Source organism: Streptomyces sp. NPDC018693 (genome assembly GCF_044391385.1).
Taxonomy (GTDB): domain Bacteria; phylum Actinomycetota; class Actinomycetes; order Streptomycetales; family Streptomycetaceae; genus Streptomyces.
The window spans coordinates 92724-111616 of the sequence record NZ_JBIRZZ010000005.1 but is presented as its reverse complement, the minus strand read 5'-3'; the positions used below and the strand labels follow the sequence as shown (position 1 = coordinate 111616).

The 18893-nt window shown below is 72.6% G+C and carries 18 protein-coding genes and 2 pseudogenes; 12 read left to right on the top strand and 8 right to left on the bottom strand.

Annotated elements, in window-relative coordinates; genetic code table 11:
* Positions 1-45: 45 nt before the first annotated feature.
* Entirely contained in the window at positions 46-363 is a 318-nt protein-coding gene (locus ACH5AC_RS15535) for a hypothetical protein (protein ID WP_398862319.1), read from the bottom strand.
* Between the two features lie 94 nt (positions 364-457).
* Here ACH5AC_RS15535 and polX point away from each other — a divergent pair, with 94 nt between their 5' ends.
* Positions 458-2203, top strand: a complete 1746-nt coding sequence (gene polX, locus ACH5AC_RS15530) for a DNA polymerase/3'-5' exonuclease PolX (protein ID WP_398862318.1) — start codon at positions 458-460, stop codon at positions 2201-2203.
* Entirely contained in the window at positions 2200-3615 is a 1416-nt protein-coding gene (locus ACH5AC_RS15525) for an RtcB family protein (protein ID WP_398862317.1), read from the top strand. The genes polX and ACH5AC_RS15525 overlap by 4 nt, the downstream gene beginning before the upstream one ends.
* A 125-nt stretch (positions 3616-3740) precedes the next feature.
* Here the strand turns inward: ACH5AC_RS15525 and ACH5AC_RS15520 are convergent, their stop codons facing one another.
* A complete protein-coding gene (locus ACH5AC_RS15520; protein ID WP_398862316.1) occupies positions 3741-4196 on the bottom strand; it encodes an archease in 456 nt (151 codons plus the stop codon).
* Positions 4197-4298: 102 nt separating this feature from the next.
* On the opposite strand from ACH5AC_RS15520, the gene ACH5AC_RS15515 reads away from it, so the two are divergent.
* On the top strand, positions 4299-4751 hold the full coding sequence (locus ACH5AC_RS15515) for a YbhB/YbcL family Raf kinase inhibitor-like protein (protein WP_398862315.1): 453 nt from the start codon (positions 4299-4301) through the stop codon (positions 4749-4751).
* Positions 4752-4766: 15 nt separating this feature from the next.
* On the opposite strand, the gene ACH5AC_RS15510 is transcribed toward ACH5AC_RS15515, so the two are convergent.
* Entirely contained in the window at positions 4767-6155 is a 1389-nt protein-coding gene (locus ACH5AC_RS15510) for a glycoside hydrolase family 43 protein (protein WP_398862314.1), read from the bottom strand.
* Between the two features lie 236 nt (positions 6156-6391).
* On the opposite strand from ACH5AC_RS15510, the gene ACH5AC_RS15505 reads away from it, so the two are divergent.
* A complete protein-coding gene (locus ACH5AC_RS15505) occupies positions 6392-6838 on the top strand; it encodes a type II toxin-antitoxin system PemK/MazF family toxin (protein WP_398862313.1) in 447 nt (148 codons plus the stop codon).
* A 42-nt stretch (positions 6839-6880) separates the two neighbouring features.
* Here the strand turns inward: ACH5AC_RS15505 and ACH5AC_RS15500 are convergent.
* Positions 6881-7695, bottom strand: a pseudogene (locus tag ACH5AC_RS15500) (TIGR02452 family protein).
* Between the two features lie 255 nt (positions 7696-7950).
* Between ACH5AC_RS15500 and egtA the strand changes: the two are divergent.
* Genes egtA through egtD form a run of 4 tightly spaced genes read left to right on the top strand, consistent with a single transcriptional unit; the run spans position 7951 to position 12357 of the window.
* Entirely contained in the window at positions 7951-9243 is a 1293-nt protein-coding gene (gene egtA, locus ACH5AC_RS15495) for an ergothioneine biosynthesis glutamate--cysteine ligase EgtA (RefSeq protein ID WP_398862312.1), read from the top strand.
* Between the two features lie 20 nt (positions 9244-9263).
* Positions 9264-10610: an ergothioneine biosynthesis protein EgtB gene (gene egtB, locus ACH5AC_RS15490; protein WP_398862687.1), complete on the top strand. Its 1347-nt coding sequence runs from the start codon at positions 9264-9266 to the stop codon at positions 10608-10610.
* Entirely contained in the window at positions 10610-11398 is a 789-nt protein-coding gene (gene egtC, locus ACH5AC_RS15485) for an ergothioneine biosynthesis protein EgtC (protein ID WP_398862311.1), read from the top strand. Before egtB ends, egtC begins: the two co-directional genes overlap by 1 nt.
* Positions 11395-12357 carry an L-histidine N(alpha)-methyltransferase gene (egtD, locus tag ACH5AC_RS15480; RefSeq protein ID WP_398862310.1) on the top strand — a complete coding sequence of 321 codons (963 nt, stop codon included), beginning with the start codon at positions 11395-11397 and terminating at the stop codon, positions 12355-12357. Before egtC ends, egtD begins: the two co-directional genes overlap by 4 nt.
* A 20-nt stretch (positions 12358-12377) precedes the next feature.
* Here egtD and ACH5AC_RS15475 read toward each other — a convergent pair whose 3' ends face one another.
* Positions 12378-13637 (bottom strand): extracellular solute-binding protein, encoded by a 1260-nt coding sequence (locus ACH5AC_RS15475; RefSeq protein WP_398862309.1) that lies wholly within the window; start codon positions 13635-13637, stop codon positions 12378-12380.
* A gap of 225 nt (positions 13638-13862) precedes the next feature.
* On the opposite strand from ACH5AC_RS15475, the gene ACH5AC_RS15470 reads away from it, so the two are divergent.
* Positions 13863-14078 (top strand): dodecin, encoded by a 216-nt coding sequence (locus tag ACH5AC_RS15470; RefSeq protein WP_398862307.1) that lies wholly within the window; start codon positions 13863-13865, stop codon positions 14076-14078.
* A 29-nt stretch (positions 14079-14107) separates the two neighbouring features.
* Here the strand turns inward: ACH5AC_RS15470 and ACH5AC_RS15465 are convergent, their stop codons facing one another.
* Complete coding sequence (locus ACH5AC_RS15465; protein ID WP_398862305.1) at positions 14108-14599, bottom strand: hypothetical protein; 492 nt, start codon at positions 14597-14599, stop codon at positions 14108-14110.
* 213 nt (positions 14600-14812) lie between these two features.
* Between ACH5AC_RS15465 and rpmF the strand changes: the two genes are divergently transcribed.
* From rpmF to ACH5AC_RS15450, 3 genes and pseudogenes are all read left to right on the top strand, one after another.
* Entirely contained in the window at positions 14813-14983 is a 171-nt protein-coding gene (gene rpmF, locus ACH5AC_RS15460; protein ID WP_398862304.1) for a 50S ribosomal protein L32, read from the top strand.
* Positions 14984-14988: 5 nt separating this feature from the next.
* On the top strand, positions 14989-16167 hold the full coding sequence (locus ACH5AC_RS15455; RefSeq protein WP_398862303.1) for a GTP-binding protein: 1179 nt from the start codon (positions 14989-14991) through the stop codon (positions 16165-16167).
* 40 nt (positions 16168-16207) lie between these two features.
* A pseudogene (locus tag ACH5AC_RS15450) lies at positions 16208-17137 on the top strand (MsnO8 family LLM class oxidoreductase); the annotation flags it as partial.
* A gap of 34 nt (positions 17138-17171) precedes the next feature.
* On the opposite strand, the gene ACH5AC_RS15445 reads toward ACH5AC_RS15450, so the two are convergent.
* Both ACH5AC_RS15445 and ACH5AC_RS15440 read right to left on the bottom strand, forming a co-directional pair.
* Entirely contained in the window at positions 17172-18035 is an 864-nt protein-coding gene (locus ACH5AC_RS15445) for a lysophospholipid acyltransferase family protein (protein ID WP_398862302.1), read from the bottom strand.
* A complete protein-coding gene (locus tag ACH5AC_RS15440) occupies positions 18035-18814 on the bottom strand; it encodes a GNAT family N-acetyltransferase (protein ID WP_398862301.1) in 780 nt (259 codons plus the stop codon). Before ACH5AC_RS15440 ends, ACH5AC_RS15445 begins: the two co-directional genes overlap by 1 nt.
* Positions 18815-18893 lie beyond the last annotated feature (79 nt).

Sequence of the window (18893 nt, the reverse complement as noted above, 5' to 3'; positions counted from 1 at the left end):
GGCACTGCCCCCAGCCCCGTCGTTATCGACAGCGCGCTCAGCCTCTCAGGCCCGGGCCTGCGGACCCGCAGCCGGTCGGCCGAACCTCGTGCGCCGCATACCGCGTGGCCGATGGGGCCGCTCGGCGCGGTGGCGGCGGCGGTGGGTGGCGCTGGTCGTGATCATGGCCAGGCCCAGGCAGAAGATCAGGGCCAGGGCGAGGCCGGAGCTGAACAGCGCGAGTCCGTTCATGGTCGCGATCTCGTTGCCGAGCACGGACACGGTGTACTCCGGGCCGCCGCCGAGGTTGTCGGCGATCGCCAGGGCGACGAAGGCGCCCGAACCCAGCAGAAGGAGCAGTCCTAGGAACAGCATCCGAGTCATCTCCTCCGGAAACGTCTGCCGTCCGACCGGGTACCCGCCCCGGGGACCGGAACACGGCAGGAATGAACCACGCCGCGCTGCCTACTCGCGAGGTGTGGCTCGATCCAACGACGAGGTCTCCGCACTCTTCGCCGAGTACGCGGACCTGATCTCGATCACCGGAGGAGACGCGTACAAGGCGCGTGTCTACGAGAAGGCCGCACGCTCGATCGGCGGCTACCACGCCGATGTGTCCACCCTCGACGTCAAGGGCCTGCAGGAGATCCCCAACGTCGGCAGGTCGATCGCCGAGAAGATCACCGAGTACTTCCGCAGTGGCAGCGTCTCCGCCGTGGAGGAGCTGCGCTCGAAGATCCCCGCGGGCGTGCGGCGGCTGACCGCGATCCCCACGCTCGGCCCGAAGAAGGCGTTCGTGCTCCACGAGGAGCTCGGCATCTCCTCGATCGACGAGCTGGTCGACGCCGTCCACGCCGAGAAGCTGCGCGATCTGAAGGGCTTCGGGCCGAAGACCGAGGAGAACATCCTGCACGGCGTGGAACTCCTGCAGTCGTCCGGCGAACGCGTCCTGCTCGATGTCGCCCTCGACCTCGCCGAGGACATCGTCGACCGGCTCTCGGAGATCACCGGCTGCCGCCGCTGCACCTACGCCGGTTCGCTGCGCCGGGTCCGCGAGACCATCGGCGACATCGACGTCCTGGTGGCCGCAAAGAAGTCGGCACCGCTGATGCGGGCGTTCACCGAGCTGCCGTACGTCCAGGAGGTCATCGCCCAGGGCACGGCGAAGACGTCGATCCGCACCGGCAAGGGCCTCGCCGTCGACCTGCGCGTCGTACCGCCGGACTCCTGGGGCGCGGCCCTGCAGTACTTCACCGGCAGCAAGGCGCACAACATCCGCACCCGGGAGCGGGCCGTGCACCAGAAGCTGAAGCTTTCCGAGTACGGGCTGTTCGACGCCGAGAGCGGCGAGAAGATCGTCTCCCGCACCGAGGAGGAGGTCTACGCCCGGCTGGGCCTGCCGTGGATCCCGCCGACGCTGCGTGAGGACCGCGGGGAGATCGAGGCCGGGCTGCGCGACGAGCTGCCCGAGCTGATCGAGGAGTCCGACATCCGGGGCGATCTGCACACCCACACCGACCTCACCGACGGTCTGGCCCCGCTGGAGGAGATGGCCGCCGCGGCCGCCGAGCGCGGCTACGCCTACTACGCGGTCACCGACCACGGGCCCAACCTGTACATGCAGCGCATGACCGACGAGCGGATGCTGGCCCAGCGTGAGCGGGTACGCGAGCTCGACGGCACGTACGGCAGGAGCGGCCGGCGGTCCCGGGGCATGCGGCTGCTGCACGGCGCGGAGCTGAACATCGACCCGGACGGTGCCGTGGACTGGCCCGAGGAGTTCCTGGCCGGCTTCGACCTGTGCGTCGCCTCGGTGCACTCGCACTTCAACCAGGGGCGCGCGGCGCTCACCCGGCGGCTGGTGCGCGCCTGCGAGAACCCGTACGTCAACATCATCGGGCACCCCACCGCCCGGATCATCGGCAAGCGGCCGGGCATCGACGCCGACCTCGACGAGGTGTTCGCGGCGTGCGCGCGCACCGGCACCGCGCTGGAGATCAACGCCCACCCCGACCGGCTCGACCTGCGCGACGAGGACATCCTGCGGGCCAGGCGGCACGGGGTGAGGTTCGTGGTCGACAGTGACGCCCACTCCACCCTCCACCTGGCCAACATGCGGTACGGGGTGGGCACGGCCCAGCGTGGCTGGCTCACCAGGGACGATGTGATCAACACCTGGCCGGAGACCCGGCTGCGGCGGTTCCTGCGCAAGGGGCGGCCATGAGGGAACTGGTCGAGGAGCGGCCGTACCGCTTCCGGATCGAGCCGTACGGCGCGATGCGGGTGCCCGGGGTGGTGTTCGCCTCGTACGACCTGCTGCGCGACGCGGAGCAGTCCCTGACGCAGGTGGTGAACGTGGCCACCCTGCCGGGCATCGTCGGCGCCTCGTACGCGATGCCGGACATCCACTGGGGCTACGGCTTCCCCATCGGCGGCGTGGCGGCGACCGCCGTGGACGACGGCGGTGTGGTCTCCCCCGGCGGGGTCGGCTTCGACATCTCGTGCGGGGTGCGGCTGCTGGCCGCCGACTGTGACGGCCGGGCGTTCCGGCGCGCCGTGCCGGGGGTGATGGCCGGCCTGGACCGGGCCATTCCGCGCGGCGCGGGGCCCGGCGGGGTGTGGCGGCTGACCGGGCCCGGCCAACTGGAACAGCTACTGGCGGGCGGCTCCCGGTACGCGGTGGAGCAGGGGCGCGGCGAGGAACGCGACCTGGTGCGCTGCGAGGACGGCGGGGCGGTCGCCGACGCCGATGTGGACCAGGTGGACCAGCGGGCCCGTGAGCGCGGTCTGGGGCAGGTGGGCAGCCTCGGGTCGGGCAACCACTTCCTGGAGGTGCAGCGGGTCGCCGAGGTGTACGACAGGGCCGCCGCGGACGCCTTCGGCCTCACCGAGGACCAGGTGTGCGTGATGATCCACTGCGGCTCACGCGGGCTCGGCCACCAGGTGTGCACCGACCACGTCCGGGCCATGGACCGCGCCATGACCCGCTACGGCATCACGGTCCCCGACCGCCAGCTGGCCTGCGCCCCCGTCGACTCCCCCGAGGGCCGGCACTACCTCGGGGCGATGGCCGCGGCCGCCAACTACGGCCGCGCCAACCGGCAGTTGCTGTCCGACGCGGCCCGCGCCGTCTTCCGCCGCGTCGCGGGCATCCGGCTCTCCCTCGTGTACGACGTCTCCCACAACCTCGCCAAGCTGGAGACCCACTCCCTGGACGGTGTGCGGCGCAGCCTGTGCGTCCACCGCAAGGGCGCGACCCGCGCCTTCCCGCCCGGGCACCCGGAGCTCCCCGAGGACCTCCGCGAGGCGGGACAGCCGGTCCTGATCCCCGGCACCATGGGCACCGCCTCCTACGTCCTGGCCGGCGTGCCGGACGGCGACGCGTTCGCCTCCACCTGCCACGGCGCGGGCCGCACCATGAGCCGCCACGAGGCCGCCCGCACGGTCACCGGCAAGGAACTCCGCGCCCGCCTGGAAGGCTCCGGCATAGCGGTACGCCCCCGCTCCTGGCGCGGCCTCGCCGAGGAGACCCCGGAGGCGTACAAGGACGTGGACGCGGTGGTGGCAGCAAGCGAGGGCGCGGGCCTGTGCCGCAAGGTGGCCAAGCTGACACCGCTAGGAGTGGTCAAAGGCTGAACGAGCGCCCCGAAGGGGCAGCCTGTCCAGGGGCGCGGGGCTGTGTCGATATGCGGCTCCGCCGCGTGGGCGCGACCAGCCCCCACGCACCCGCACCCGAAAGACCGGCCGACCCAGCGGAGCGCTCACGCATCGATGGTGACCGCACACGACCACCCGTACGGATCCGGCCCAATCCGCAGCCCATGCCACGAAACCCCCTTCGGCGCCGCCCCGGTGATCTCCACATCGGCCAGTTCCGCGACAGCGAGCCGCACCTCCACATCGCCGTCCGCCGGCTCCACCTCCACATCCACGGGCACCCGGCCCCGCACCTCCAGCCCGACGATGACCTCGTCGAGCAGCGCGGCCAGCAGATCGTCGTCGTCGCTCTCCGGCAGCCGTACGCGCTCCACGGCGGACGGATGCGCCGCGGACACGTCGGCGAAGCACTCGACCATGCCCAGCACGGCCTCCCCCAGACACTGTTCGCGGCTGGCGCCCCATGCCTCGATCCGCAGGTCGGCGGTGTGCGGTACCGCCCGGTGCCCGTTCTCGCCCTGCCGCCGTGCCGCCCGCTCGTCACCCGTTTCTCCCACCATGTCCACCACCTTCCCGCGGGTCGGACGCCCACGCGAGCCGACCTGGTCGGGCGATGTGGTGCGGGGGCGTATGGCCGCGTCGGGGCGGGGTACTCCGGGCGCATGGCCGGTATCGAACTCACAAGCGCCGCATTCAGCGACCACAGCATGATCCCGCGCCGCTACGCCAAGGACGCGGAGAACGTCTCTCCCCCGCTGACCTGGTCCGGGGTGCCGGACGACGCGGTGGAGCTGGCCCTGCTGTGCGAGGACCCGGACGCCCCGTCGGGGACCTTCGTGCACTGGCTGGTCACCGGAATCGACCCGCATGCGGAGGGGCTGGACGCCGGTGCGACACCGCCGGGCGGTGAACCGCACCGCAACGGCTACGGGGAGCGTGGCTGGGGCGGCCCGCAGCCCCCGGTCGGCGATGACGCGCACCGCTACTTCTTCCGTCTCTACGCCCTCCCCGAGCACGTCGACCTCCCGGACCGGGTCAGCGCCGACGACGCCCACGCCGTGCTCGACCGGCAGCAGCTGGCCAGCGGCACCATCGTCGGCCTCTACCGGCGCTGACCGCGCCTTCTCTCATCAGGCCCAGGCAGTCACCGGGACGAACGAACTGTCCTGCCGGAACAGCGTCGTCCCGTCCGACGGGTCCACGCGGAGCTGGTAGTCGTAGTGGCGCAGGTAGTGGCCGGGGTAGTTGTACGACTCGAAGCGCACCGAGTCGCTCGTCGTGCCGGTGCGGGCGACGAAGGTGGCGTCCCTGACGAACGTGGAGGTGCCGTCGTTGGCGTCGAAGCGGGCGCGGAAGCCGTAATGGCGCAGGTAGTTGCCGGAGGCGTCGCGGAAGGAGTAGCCGTTGCCGTCGGCGAGGCCCGCGACCACCGTGAAGGTCGCCGCCTGCTTCTCGGCGCTCGTGCTGGAGGCGGTCACCACCGGCAGGTTGAGCAGGGAGGACTGCTTCTGCCAGTAGCGGGTGGTGTAGTTGGCCGACCGGAAGGAGCGGGTGGTGTTCCGGGGCAGGCTCGGGCCGCCGGAGACCGTCTCCTTGATGACCGTGAAGTGGCGGGCGGTGCCGGAGATGCCGGGCAGGGCCTTGGGCGTGCTCCAGGTGGCGAAGGTGTCGTAGCTGTCGCTGCAGTAGTAGCTGCCGTCGCCGTAGCCGTCGAAGAACATCCGCCAGCCGCCGTTGTCGAGCTGGACCAGGGCCGGTCCCTCACGGTAGCTGCCCCAGCCCGCCCAGTTGCCGGTCCGGGAGATCGTATAGGGGCCGGTGAGGCTGGAGGCGGTGGCGTACTCGATGTACTTCGTCGTCTCGTTCTTGGTGAAGGCGTGGTAGATCGAGCCCAGCTTCACGATGAACGTGTCGATGTGGTTGGGGCCGAGGCCCGACAGGGCGACCGGTGAACTCCAGGCGGTCAGGGAGGAGTTGGTGGCCCGCAGCAGATAGGGCGTGAAGATCCACTGGTCGCTGGTCCGTGAGCAGGACACGATGACGTTGACGCTGCCGTCGCTGTCCACGAACCACTCCGGCGCCCAGGCGCGGGAGAGGTCGGCGATGGGCACCGGATAGTCGTACAGGAAGGTCCAGTTGACCCGGTCGGCGCTGCGGGCGAAGCCGATGGTGGTGCTGACGTCCTGCCAGGTGTGGGTGGTGTAGGTGATGTAGTAGTAGCCGTCCGTGTGCTTGAGGATGCTGGCGTCGCGGATGCGGTTGCTGGGCGGGGTGTAGGCGGAGGAGCGCAGCAGCCGGAAGTCGGTGGCGTCGTCGGACTCGTAGACGTTGACCGTGCCGTCGGTGCTGTTGAGGAACGGCAGGATGGTGTAGCGGGTGGCCGCTCCGGGCCCCGGTGCGGCGGCGAGGGCGGTGCCGAGGAGCCCGGGTGTCTCGCCCAGCACGAGCGCCGTGGCGGGGATCGCGGCCAGGGCGCGCAGCAGGCTGCGGCGGGACGGGGCGGGGGGTCGGGTGGTCATGGGCGGCTCTCCCTACTCGCTGGTCGACATACCGAACAGGGTTCGGAAAGTCGATCAGAAGGTAGGGGGGAGGCCGGGGTGCGTCAATGCTTTGCGCAGGGGCGGAAGCGGCCTGTGGGGTCTCGGGGGTCTCCATGGGGCATAACTCCTCGTTGTGCAGGCGCCGTTCGGCCCGGGCAACTGCGGGAGGTCGACCCTGCGGGCATGCTCACGTGAGCAGCCCATAGGGTGCCCCCGTGAGCACGTTTACCGAAGAGAACGTCCCGGGCCGCCACGGCCCCACCGCCACCACCGAGGCCGCGCCCCACGAGATCGGCCGGGTGCGCACCGAGTACTCGCCGGCGCACGACGGAGACCCCGACCCCGGGGAGATCGTGTGGACCTGGGTGCCCTTCGAGGAGAACGACGGGCGCGGCAAGGACCGCCCGGTGCTCGTCGTCGCCCGCGAGGCGGCCGGCACCTTCCTGGCCGTACAGCTGTCCAGCAAGCAGCGCGACGGTCGCCGGGAGTGGGTGCCGATCGGCAGCGGGCCCTGGGACCGGTCGGGGCGGGACTCCTGGGTGGCCGTGGATCGCATCCTGCGGCTGCACGAGCAGGGGATGCGGCGGGAGGCGTGTGCGCTGGACCGGGGGCGGTTCAACCTCGTACGGCATCGGTTGCAGGAGCGGTACGGCTGGAGCTGAGGCGGGCGGGGGCGCGCAGCCCGGCGCCGCGACCGTCCGCAGCTAGGCCGGGAGAAGTGCACGCGCGAACGCCGCGCGCACTGCCGCACCCGGCGTGCGGTCCAGCACCCCGAAGACCACGTGCTCGAAGGTGCCCGCGAACCGTCCGCCCGGCGTCAGCAGGGCGCGGAACGCCTCCGCCACCTGTGCGGGGTCGTTGCGGAACACCCCGCAGCCCCAGGCGCCGAGCACCAGGCGCCGGTAGCCGTGGGCGGCGGCCGTCTCCAGGACCCGTTCGGCCCGGACGGCGAGTGCGCGGGCAGTTCTGACGTGCGCTCGGGCGCCGTCCGCAGAACCACGCCCGCGTTCTGCGCGGCGGCGGTCAGGAAGCCCGCCGTGCAGGGCTCGTCGAGGAGCCGTCCGCGGTCGTCGCGGAAGACGGGGACGGACGGCGAGTGGATCACCCGGTCCGTGTAGAACGGGTCGCGGTGGGCGCGGTGGTGGTCGTAGAACTCCCTGGCCTCCAGCAGGCAGGTGTACAGCGCGGAGGCGCGGCACAGGGCCTCTTCCTGGGCCTGGGCGCCGTTGAGATAGCCGCCCCCCGGGTTGCGGGCGGAGGCGAAGTTCAGGACCGCGACCGGCTCGTCCGCGAGTCGGCGGGCGGCCTCCGTGCTGCTTTCCCCGGTGACCTCGATGGCCGTGGTCACGGACGGCGCCCCGGGGACCCTCACCGGTCCCGGACCGACCATCCGCGTACCCTCCCGCGCGGCCCGGATCGCCGCCGCGAGGGAGACCTCGCTCCCGTCGGCGCGCCGATAACCCCCCGCCGCCACGATCCGCTCGGTCTCCTGCGCGATACCGCGCAGCCGCGCGCTCATGGCGCCACCCCCGTGGACGCCATGAGCACACGGACGGCGCTCTCCCCCGTCGTGCTCATGAACGCATCGTGAGCGATGCTGGACCTGCGGTGCAACAGAGTTTCCGGGGCCCGAGAACGCGCAGGAAACGGATGTGACGAGTCCAGAACATGCCGTTCTGCACCCTTGTGCGAATCGACACGAGGGTTTTGGGTGGGACGGGTGTGCCTTCCCGCACCGGGTGACGGCCCACCGTGACCACAGGAGGATCCCGACATGTCCGACTCAGTGCGTGACTGTACGGAACCCCGTACCGCTCTCACCGAAGCCGAGGTGGAGGCCCTGGTCCGGGGCATCTGCTTCAAGACCGGCCCGCCCCGCGTGCTCGGCGTCGAGGTGGAATGGCTGATCCACGAGCTGCGCCGGCCGCGGCTCCCCGTGACACCCGAACGACTCGAAGCGGCCTACGCCGCACTGCGGAGCGTGCCCCTGAGGTCGGCGCTCACCGTCGAACCCGGCGGCCAGCTGGAGCTGAGCTCGCCGCCCGCCGCCTCCCTGACCGACTGCGTCACCGCCGTCTCCGCCGATCTCACCGCCGTCCGCGCCCTTCTGCACGAGCACGGACTGGCCCTCGCCGGCATCGGCACGGATCCCTGGCATCCCCCCCGCCGGTTCCTGCACCAGCCCCGCTACGACGCCATGGAGGCGTGTCTCGACCGTACGGGCCCGGCCGGCCGCGCCATGATGTGCACCTCGGCGTCGGTGCAGGTGTGCCTGGACGCCGGGTACGAGGAGCCGGGCCCGCTGGGGCACGCGCGGCGCTGGTGGCTGGCGCACACCCTGGGCGCGGTCCTGGTGGCCGCCTTCGCCAACTCCCCGCTGCTGGGCGAACGGCCCACCGGGTGGCGCTCCACCCGGCAGCTGCTCTGGATGGAGATCGGCGCCGGACGCGCGGGCGCCCCCGCCCTGGACGGCGATCCGCGCGCGGCCTGGGCCCGGCATGTCCTGGACGCCCCGGTGATGTGCGTACGGCGGGAGTCCGGTCCGTGGGACGTGCCGGACGCGCTGACCTTCCGGGAGTGGGTGCGCACCGGCGCGCCGACCCGGGCCGACCTCGACTACCACATCACGACCCTGTTCCCGCCGGTCCGGCCGCGCGGCCATCTGGAGCTGCGCATGATCGACGCGCAGCCCGGTGAGGACGGCTGGATCGTGCCGCTCGCGGTGACGACGGCCCTGTTCGACGACGCGGAGGCCAGCGAGATCGCCTACCGCGCGGTGAAGCCGCTGGCCGAGCGCGCGCTGGGGCGGCCCGCCCCGCACAACCCGCTGTGGCGGGACGCCGCCCGGTACGGCCCGACCGATCCGGAACTGCGTGAGGTCGCCGTCATCTGTTTCACGGCGGCCCTCGACGCCCTGCCCCGGCTCGGCGCGGGGCGGGCGGTCACGGACGCCGTGGCGGCGTACCGCGACCGCTACGTCCTGCGCGGCCGCTGTCCCGCCGACGATCTGCTCGACCGCCAGCGCGGCACGTCCGGTCGCGCGCACGGGAAGGACATCCGCCCATGACGGAGCCGACCACCAAGCCCATGAACGAGAGCACCGAGCCCACCGAGACCGCGACCGAGCCCGTCCTCACCGCCGAGAGCCTGCGTGAGCAGGCACTCACCACCCTGACCGCCGCACGGGCGCGCACCACCCTGCTGACCACGTGCGTCGAGGACCCCGACCTGACCGCGCAGCACTCCCCGCTGATGTCGCCCCTGGTGTGGGACCTGGCGCACATCGGCAACCAGGAGGAGCTCTGGCTGCTGCGCGCGGTCGCCGGCCGGGATCCGATGCGGCCGGAGATCGACAGCCTCTACGACGCCTTCGAGCACCCGCGCGCCGAGCGGCCCTCGCTGCCGCTGCTGGCGCCGGACGAGGCCCGCGCGTACGCCGCCGAGGTGCGCGGCCGGGCCCTGGACGTGCTGGCGTCGGCCGACTTCCACGGCACCCGGCTGACCGAGGCGGGTTTCGCGTTCGGGATGATCGCCCAGCACGAACAGCAGCACGACGAGACGATGCTGATCACCCATCAGCTGCGCACGGGCCCGCAGGCCCTGACCGCGCCCGACCCCGACCCGTCCCCGCTGTTCACCGGCCCGCCCGAAGTCCTGGTGCCCGGCGGCCCGTTCACCATGGGCACGTCCGCCGAGCCGTGGGCGCTGGACAACGAGCGCCCCGCGCACCAGGTCGACGTACCGGCGTTCCACATCGACACCACACCGGTGACGAACGCCGCGTACCAGGCGTTCATCGAGGACGGCGGCTACGACGACGAGCGCTGGTGGACGCCGGAGGGCTGGGCGCACATCCGGCGCCACTCGATCACCGCCCCGCACTTCTGGCGCCGCGACGGCAAGCAGTGGCTGCGCCGCCGGTTCGGGGTCACCGAGGTGGTGCCGCCCGATGAGCCCGTGCTGCATGTGTGCTGGTACGAGGCCGACGCCTACGCCCGCTGGGCCGGGCGCCGGCTGCCCACCGAGGCCGAGTGGGAGAAGGCGGCCAGGTTCGACCCGGCGACCGGCGGCTCGATGCGCTACCCGTGGGGCGACGCCGACCCGGCGCCCGAGCACGCCAACCTCGGCCAGCGCCATCTGCGTCCGGCCCCGGCCGGCAGCTATCCGGCCGGTGAGTCGCCGCTCGGCGTACGGCAGTTGATCGGCGACGTGTGGGAGTGGACGGCGAGCGACTTCCTGCCGTACCCGGGGTTCCGGGCGTTCCCGTACAAGGAGTACTCGGAGGTGTTCTTCGGCTGCGAGTACAAGGTGCTGCGCGGTGGCTCGTTCGCGGTGGACCCGGTGGCCTGCCGGGGCACGTTCCGCAACTGGGACTATCCGATCCGGCGGCAGATCTTCTCCGGTTTCCGCACCGCCCGCTCGGGGGCCGTCTGATGTGCCGTCATATCGCTTACGTGGGCGGCCCGGAGCCGCTGGGGCGGCTGCTCGTCGATCCTCCGCACGCCCTGTACCGGCAGTCGTGGGCGCCCCGGCACCAGCGGTACGGCACGGTCAACGCCGATGGTTTCGGGGTGGGCTGGTACGCCGAGGGCGATCCGGTACCGGCGCGCTACCGCCGGGCCGGGCCGATCTGGGCCGACCTGTCCTTCGCCGACCTGGCCCGGGTCGTGCGGACCCGGGCGCTGCTGGCCGCCGTACGGGACGCCACCCTGTCCGGGGCCGACGCCGAGGCCGCGGCGGCGCCCTTCGCCGCCGGGCGGTGGCTGTTCAGCCACAACGGCGCGGTGCCCGGCTGGCCCGGCTCCCTGGCGCCGCTCGCGGCCGCGCTGACGGCCGCCGATGTGCTGTCCCTGGAGGCCAGAAACGATTCGGCATTCATCTGGGCGCTGGCCCTGGCCCGGCTGCGGGCCGGCGACGAGGCGGGCCGGGCGCTGACCGACACCGTGCGGGAGGTCGCCGCGGCGGCCCCCGCCGCCCGGCTCAACCTGCTGCTCACCGATGGCGACACGATCACCGCGACGGCCTGGGGCGACACCCTGTGGTGCCTCGCCGAGCCCGGCCGGCGCGCGGTCGTGGCCTCCGAGCCCTACGACGACGACCCCGCCTGGCAGGAGGTCCCCGACCGCACGCTGCTCACGGCGAGCCGCACGGAGGTGCTGCTCACCCCGCTCAAGGACCCCGAGGACCCGGCACCGGCACCACGCGAGGAGCCCCACACGTGAGTCCGTTCCATGTCACCCGTACCCTGCCCGAGGACGCCACGGACGCCGCCCTGCGCGCCGACGTGCTGCAGGGCCTGACCGCCACACCGAAGACGCTGCCGCCGAAGTGGTTCTACGACGCGCACGGCAGCGAACTGTTCGAGCGCATCACCGAGTTGCCCGAGTACTACCCCACCCGCGCCGAGCGGGAGATCCTGCTGGCCCGGGCGGAGGAGATAGCCGCCGCGTCCGGCGCCCGCACCCTGGTCGAGCTGGGCTCGGGCTCCTCGGAGAAGACCCGGCATGTCATCGACGCGCTGACCGGCCTGCACACCTATGTGCCGGTCGACGTCAGCGAGAGCGCCCTGGCCCAGGCCGGGCGGGCCCTGATCGCCGAGCGGCCCGGACTGGACGTGCACGCCCTGATCGCCGACTTCACCCGTCCGCTGCGGCTGCCGGGCACGCCGGGGCCGCGGCTGCTGGCGTTCCTCGGCGGCACGATCGGCAATCTGCTGCCCGCCGAGCGGGCGGAGTTCCTCGCCTCGGTGCGCGCCCTGCTGGCGCCGGGTGACGCGCTGCTGCTCGGCACCGACCTGGTCAAGGACGAGGGGGTGCTGGTCCGGGCGTACGACGACGCGGCCGGGGTGACGGCCGCGTTCAACAAGAACGTCCTGGCCGTCATCAACCGGGAGCTGGGCGCCGACTTCGATCCCGGCGCCTTCGAGCATGTCGCTCTCTGGGACGCCGGGCACGAGTGGATCGAGATGCGGCTGCGCTCCCGTACCGCGCAGACCGTGAAGGTGCCGGCGCTCGACCTCGCCGTCGACTTCGCGGCGGGCGAGGAGCTGCGCACGGAGGTGTCGGCCAAGTTCCGGAAAGCGGGGGTGCGCACCGAACTGGCCGCCGCGGGGCTTGAGTTGATCCACTGGTGGACGGACGAGGCGGGCCGCTTCGCTCTGTCGCTGAGCACCGTGCGCTGAGCACCGTGCGCTGAGCGAGTTCACCCGGCGGAGATCCGCAGCGCCTCCGTGATCTTCTGGGACGCGCGGCGGGCCTCCGTCGCCGGGTCGGCGCCGGTGAGCACCTTCGTCATGTACTCCTTGATGGGGTTGTCGGCCTCGACGGCGGCCCACTCGGGTGTGCTGGGGGTCGCCCGGCCGCGTGCGGCGCCCGCCGCCATGGCCTCGGCGCCCTCCTCGCCGGCGACGGCGTCCGCCAGCTTGGCCTTGTTCGGCACGTAGTTCATGGTGCGGGCCAGTTCGGTGTTCCACTCGGCGCCGGTCAGCGCGGCGACGACGGCGACGGCGCCCTCACGCTGGTCGGTGTCGCGCGGGACGACGAGGTCGGAGCCGCCGGTGAAGACGGCCCCCGGCTCGTCGGCCGTCGGGCCCGGGATCGGGAAGAAGCCCAGCTTGCCTGCCAGGTCCGGGTTCTGCTCCACCACGGCCTGGGCGACGCCGGGCACGGCGATGATCTGCGCGACCTCGCCGGACGCGAACACGCCTGCCTGCGGCGGGTGTTCCTCGTCGGCGTCGGCCGGGCCGTCGCCGAGCGCCTGGAGCCTCCGGTAGAAGTCCATGCCGCGCAGTGCGGCCGGGCTGTCCAGGGTGCCCTCCCAGCGGCCGGTCTCCTCCGTGGCGAGTTCACCGCCCTCGTCCCAGACGAAGCCGGCCAGCGTGTACCAGTCCTGGCCGGCCAGGTAGATGCCCTGGGTGTCGCCGGTGTCGAGCTTCTCGGTGAGGTCGAGCCACTCCGCGCGGGTGCGGGGCGGGCCGTCGACACCGGCCCGTGCGAAGAGGTCCTTGCGGTGGATGACCACCCGGTTGGCCGCGTACCAGGGGATGCCGTACTGGTGGTGGCGGCGCTGACCCGGTTCGGCGAGGCCCGGCAGCCACTCCTGGCCGTCCCAGTCGCGCGCCGACTCCAGGGTGAGGTCGAGCAGCCTGCCGCCGTCGACGTAGCGCGGGACCTGGGTGTTGCCGACCTCGATGACGTCGGGCGCCTCCGCCTCGTCACCGCCCTCCAGCACCTGCTCGACCTTCTCGCCGATGCCGGTCCATTCCTGGATGCGGATGTCGAGCGCGTAGTCGGGGTGGTCGCGTTCGAAGTCCTCGGTAAAGCGGTTCAGGAACTCCTGCGAGGCGCTGCCCTTCATCAGCCACACCGTGACGGTGTGCCGTTCGGAGCCCTGCGGCAGCAGACCGCAGGCGGCGAGGAGGGAGGCGGACACGCATACGAGGGCGAGGAGGCGACGTCTCACGGGGGTCCTTGTTCTGCCTGGCGGACAGGGGCGAGGGGCCCGACATGGGGGACGAGCGCGGCGCTCGAACGGGTGTCCAGCATCTTGGTATGGACCAATACGGAGGGTCAAGGGGGAGGCCGGGGTTACCGGGAGTCGCTCCCGACGCCTCGCGGGATGCGCCGACTTGGGGCACGGTGGAGTGACGCGTGACACAGGACAGGTGGCACGGGAAAGGAGCACGCCATGACGAACCACACCTACCGGGTCACGGAGATCGTCGGCACGTCACCCGAGGGCGTCGACAAGGCCATCCGCAACGGCATCGCCCGCGCCTCGCAGACCCTGCGCAATCTGGACTGGTTCGAAGTGACCCAGATGCGCGGCCAGCTGGACAACGGCGAGATCGCCCACTGGCAGGTGGGCCTGAAGGTCGGCTTCCGCCTGGAGGAGTCGGACTGAGGCACCCCGGCACTCGGGGATCCCGACACTCAGGTGCGCCCCTCGCCTTCCTGCGCCTGCCGCAGCGCGGCGGACGGCGTCGCCCAGTTCGCCCGTACGACGGTGAAACCGGCGCGCTCGGCGTCGTCACAGACCAGCGGGTCGTCGTCCACCAGGAAGCGCACCCTGCGGCGGTGGGCCAGGCGGCGCAGGATCTCCAGCTTGGTGTGGCGCGCGGGCCGGCGGTCGTCGTTGCGCCGCATGTAGACACGCCCCTCGGGCAGCCCGTGCGCGGCGAGCCAGTCCAGGGTGTCCCGCCGGCAGCGTTCGGGCCGACCGGTCAGATAGACCACGTCGCACTCCCCCGCGCTGTCCACCGCCAGGGAGACCCCCTCCGGGAGCGGCGGGTCGTGCGGCGCGGCCGCGAAGAAGGCGTTCCAGTCCCGTGGTCGGCGCTCCAGGAACCGCTGGCGGTGCGCGGTGTCGGCAAGGGTGTTGTCCAGATCGAACACGGCGATCGGCCGCTCGGCACTGTCGGTCACACCGCCCACCCTAAAGGTGCCCCGCACCACGGCAACCTCCTCGCCACCGGCGGCGACCGACAGTCGAGCACACGAACCGTCCGGGAGGGAAGTCGGATGAGCAACACGGCGATCTGGTCGAGCCGCAGGCACTGACGGGAAACGAGGAAATTGTTAATGGGATCCATTTTCAGGTAGCGTCCTCGGTGCTCACCCCACCGAGGAGGAACACCCATGGCCGTCCCCAAGCGCAAGATGTCCCGCAGCAACACCCGCCACCGGCGCGCCCAGTGGAAGGCCACGACCGCCCAGCTGGTGCCGGTCACGGTCGACGGCGTACAGCACCTCGTCCCGCAGCACCTGGTCCGCGCCTACGAACGCGGCCTGCTGCGGCCCGAGGGCTGACCCCGATGCCGTACGACCGACCGGACCGGCTTCCCGTCACCGTGCTGTCGGGTTTCCTCGGCGCGGGCAAGACCACGCTGCTCAACCACGTCCTCGCCAACCGCGAGGGGCTGCGGGCGGCGGTCATCGTCAACGACATGAGCGAGGTCAACATCGACGCCGCCCTGGTCCGGGGCGGCGAGGCCGCGCTGTCGCGGACGCAGGAGCGGCTGGTCGAGATGACCAACGGGTGCATCTGCTGCACCCTGCGCGACGACCTCCTGGACGAGGTCGACCGCCTGGCCCGCGAGGGCCGCTTCGACCACCTGATCATCGAGTCCTCCGGCATCAGCGAACCGATGCCCGTCGCGGCCACCTTCGCCTTCGCCCGCGACGACGGCGCCACCCTCGGCGACGTGGCCCGTCTCGACACCATGGTCACCGTCGTCGACGCGGCGAACTTCCTCACGGAGCTGGCGAGCGGCGACGAACTCGTCGAACGCGGACTGGACCAGTACGAGGACGACGAGCGCACGGTCTCCGATCTGCTCGTGGACCAGGTGGAGTTCGCGGACGTGATCGTGCTCAACAAACTGGACCTGGTCGACGCGGAGTCGGCGGACCGGCTGCGCGCGACCCTCACCCGCCTCAACCCGCTCGCCCGGGTGGTGCCCGCCGTGCACGGCCGGGTGGACCTCGGCGAGGTCCTGGGCACCGGCCGCTTCGACCTGGAACGCGCGCAGCAGGCCCCGGGCTGGGTGCGGGAGCTGAACGGCGACCATGTGCCCGAGACGGAGGAGTACGGCATCTCCTCCACCGTCTTCCGCGCCGAACTCCCCTTCCACCCCGACCGGTTGTGGACCTTCGTGACCGAGGAACTGGACAGCGGCGCCTACGGTCGCGTCCTGCGCTCCAAGGGCTTCTTCACACTGGCCAGCCGCCCGCACATCACCGGGCTGTGGTCGCAGGCCGGTTCCGTGGCCCGCTTCGAACCGTCCGCCGCGCGGGACGCCGAGGCGACCCACGCCCAGGAGCTGGTCTTCATCGGCACCCACCTCCACGCCGAGGCACTGCGGGCCGCCCTGACCGACTGCCTCGCCGCGGACGGCGAGGAGGTCCCGGCCACCGACCCGTTCCCCGCCTGGGACGCCTACGGCTTCGAGGACACCTGCGAGCACGAGCACGCGGCACCCGCCCCCACCTGACCGGCGGGAATCCCGGAGCCGCCCCGGTGTTGAACCTGTCATGAGCTCCCTGATCGCCGCGACCCGCTTCTCCGTCCTCGACCGCTCCCGCACCCGCGAGGGCCATCCGCCCGGCGAGGCGCTGCGGGACACGGTGCGGTTCGCCCAGCAGGCGGAGGCGCTCGGCCATCACCGCTTCTGGGTGTCGGAGCACCACGGCGTACCCGGGGTCGCCGGGTCCGCGCCGACCGTGCCGGCCGCCGCCGTGGCGGGGGCCACCCGCACCCTCCGGGTCGGCACCGGCGGGGTGATGCTGCCCAACCACCGGCCGCTGGTGGTGGCCGAGCAGTTCGGGGTGCTGGAATCCCTCTTCCCGCGCCGGATCGACATGGGGCTCGGCCGCTCGGTCGCCCGCCGCGGTAGCGGCTGGTGTCGCTCCACGGACCGGGTGCGCAGGGCACTCGGCCACGACAAGGGCGACGCGGAGGACTTCGCCGCGCAGATCGACGAGCTGCTCGGCTGGTTCCGGGGCACATCCCCCACGGGCGTCCGCGCGCGGCCCTCGGAGGGGCTGACCGTGCCGCCGTTCGTGCCGGCGATGGGCGAGGGCGCGGACATCGCCGCCCGCGTCGGGCTGCCCATGGTCATCGGCGACCTCCGCAACCGCGAGCGGATGCGGCGCGGCATCGACCGCTACCGGGCGGGGTTCCGGCCGTCCGTGTGGGCTGCGGAGCCGTACGTCGTCGTCTCCGGCACGATCGCGGTCGCCGAGAGCCCGCAGGCGGCCGGGCGGATCCTCGTCCCCGAGGCATGGTCGATGGCGTACTCGCGGACCCATGGCACCTTCCCACCGCTGCGGCCCGCCGAGGAGCAGGTCGCGGACGAGCTGGACACCCTGATGAAGGAGACGGGCGCCCAGGAAGTCCTGGTCACCACCAGCACATACGACCGGCGGTCACTACTGGACTCGTACCGGCGCCTGGCCGACATGCGAACGCCTGAGGGGCATGCGAGCGCCGGTGCGGTCAGGCCGGCGGCGTGCCTCTCGCGCCCCGGCGAGCCGGCGACGGGTCTGGGCCCGGTCGGTGTCGAGGTCCTGATGCGCCAGGTGCGGGGGCCCTCGTGGCCCGCTCTGCTGCCCGGGCAAGGCCCCGGCGGTCCGGGTGGGTGGCCGGGGGGATCGGAGGGCGCACGTCGACCTCGGCCACCAGGCGTGGGGCGGTGACGACCCGCCACACCGAGGTCAGCAGGCAGTCGTCGCCGATGAAGGCGGGCAGTGTGGTGAGCGAGCCGTCGGTGAGGCGGTAGCGGATGCGGACCGGCTGAACGGGTACGTCCGCGTCGAGGGCGGCCTGGAAGGCGGCCCGGCGGAAGCGGCCCTGCGCGCGGCCGCACCAGGTGCTGCCCTCGGGGAACACGGTCACGGCGCGTCCGGAGCGCAGGGCGTCGGCGAGCCGGGCGACCGTGCCGGGCAGGGCGCGCAGCCGGTCCCGGTCGATGAACAGCGCCCCGCCGCGCGCGGCGAGCGGTCCCGCCACCGGCCAGTCGCGGATCTCCTGCTTGGCGAGCATCCGGGCCGGCCGTACGGCGGCCAGCAGGGGGATGTCCAGCCAGGAGATGTGGTTGGCCACCAGCAGCAGTCCGCCGGTGGACGGGGCGGCGCCGGTGATCCGGACCCGTACGCCAGAGGCGCGGACGATGGTCCTGCTCCACCGGCGCACCCACCCGGCGGGCAGCCTCCCGCCGACCGGTGTCAGCGCGATCCCGGTGAGCAGCAGCAGGACCACGGCGGTGAGCCGGGCCACGGCCCGGGGCACGGCCGTCGCCCTCCGTGTCGCGTCCACGCAGCTCCGCGGGGTGCAGGGTGCGCCGGGCAGCCAGACGCTCATCAGGCCGCGGCGGGGACGAGGGAGAGGAAGTGGCGCAGGTAGCGCGGGTTGACCCGGCGCATCGACAGCAGCACATACAGGTCGGCGACGCCGAAGTCGGGGTCGTGGGCGGGCTCGCCGCAGACCCAGGCGCCGAGACGGAGGTAGCCGCGCAGCAGAGCGGGCAGTTCGGTGCGGGCGGCGGGGGCGGCGGCCTCCTTCGGCAGCCACGGCAGCAGCGGGCGGACCCGGAACTCCTCCGGCGCCAGGTGCTTGGCGCGGACCCGGTCCCAGGTGGCCGCCGCGAGGGCGCCGCCGTCGGCGAGCGGCAGGGAGCAGCAGCCGGCCAGCCACTCGTGGCCGCCGTCCACCATGTAGCGGGCGATGCCGGCCCAGATCAGGCCGATGACGGCGCCGTCGCGGTGGTCGGGGTGGACACAGGACCGGCCGACCTCGACCAGACCGGGGCGGATCGAGTCGAGCGGGGCGAGGTCGAACTCGCCCTCCGAGTACAGCCGTCCGGCGACCGCGGCGCGCTCCGGCGGAAGCAGCCGATAGGTGCCGACCACCTGCCCGGTCCCGGTGTCGCGGACCAGCAGGTGATCGCAGTACGCGTCGAAGGCGTCGACGTCGAGACCCGGCCGGGGGCTCGTGAGGAGGGCGCCCATCTCCCCGGCGAACACGTCGTGCCGCAGCCGCTGCGCGGCCCGCACGTCCTCCTCGTCACGGGCCAGGGTGACGGTGTAGCGGGTGGGGGCGACGCTCTGCTGGGGACGGTCTAGGGTCGAAACGCCGGTCATGGCTGTCTCCTGGTCACGGTCCGGAGGCGGCGAGCGGTGCCGCCGCTACCGTTGTGCCGACGCCGGTTGGCGGTCACAT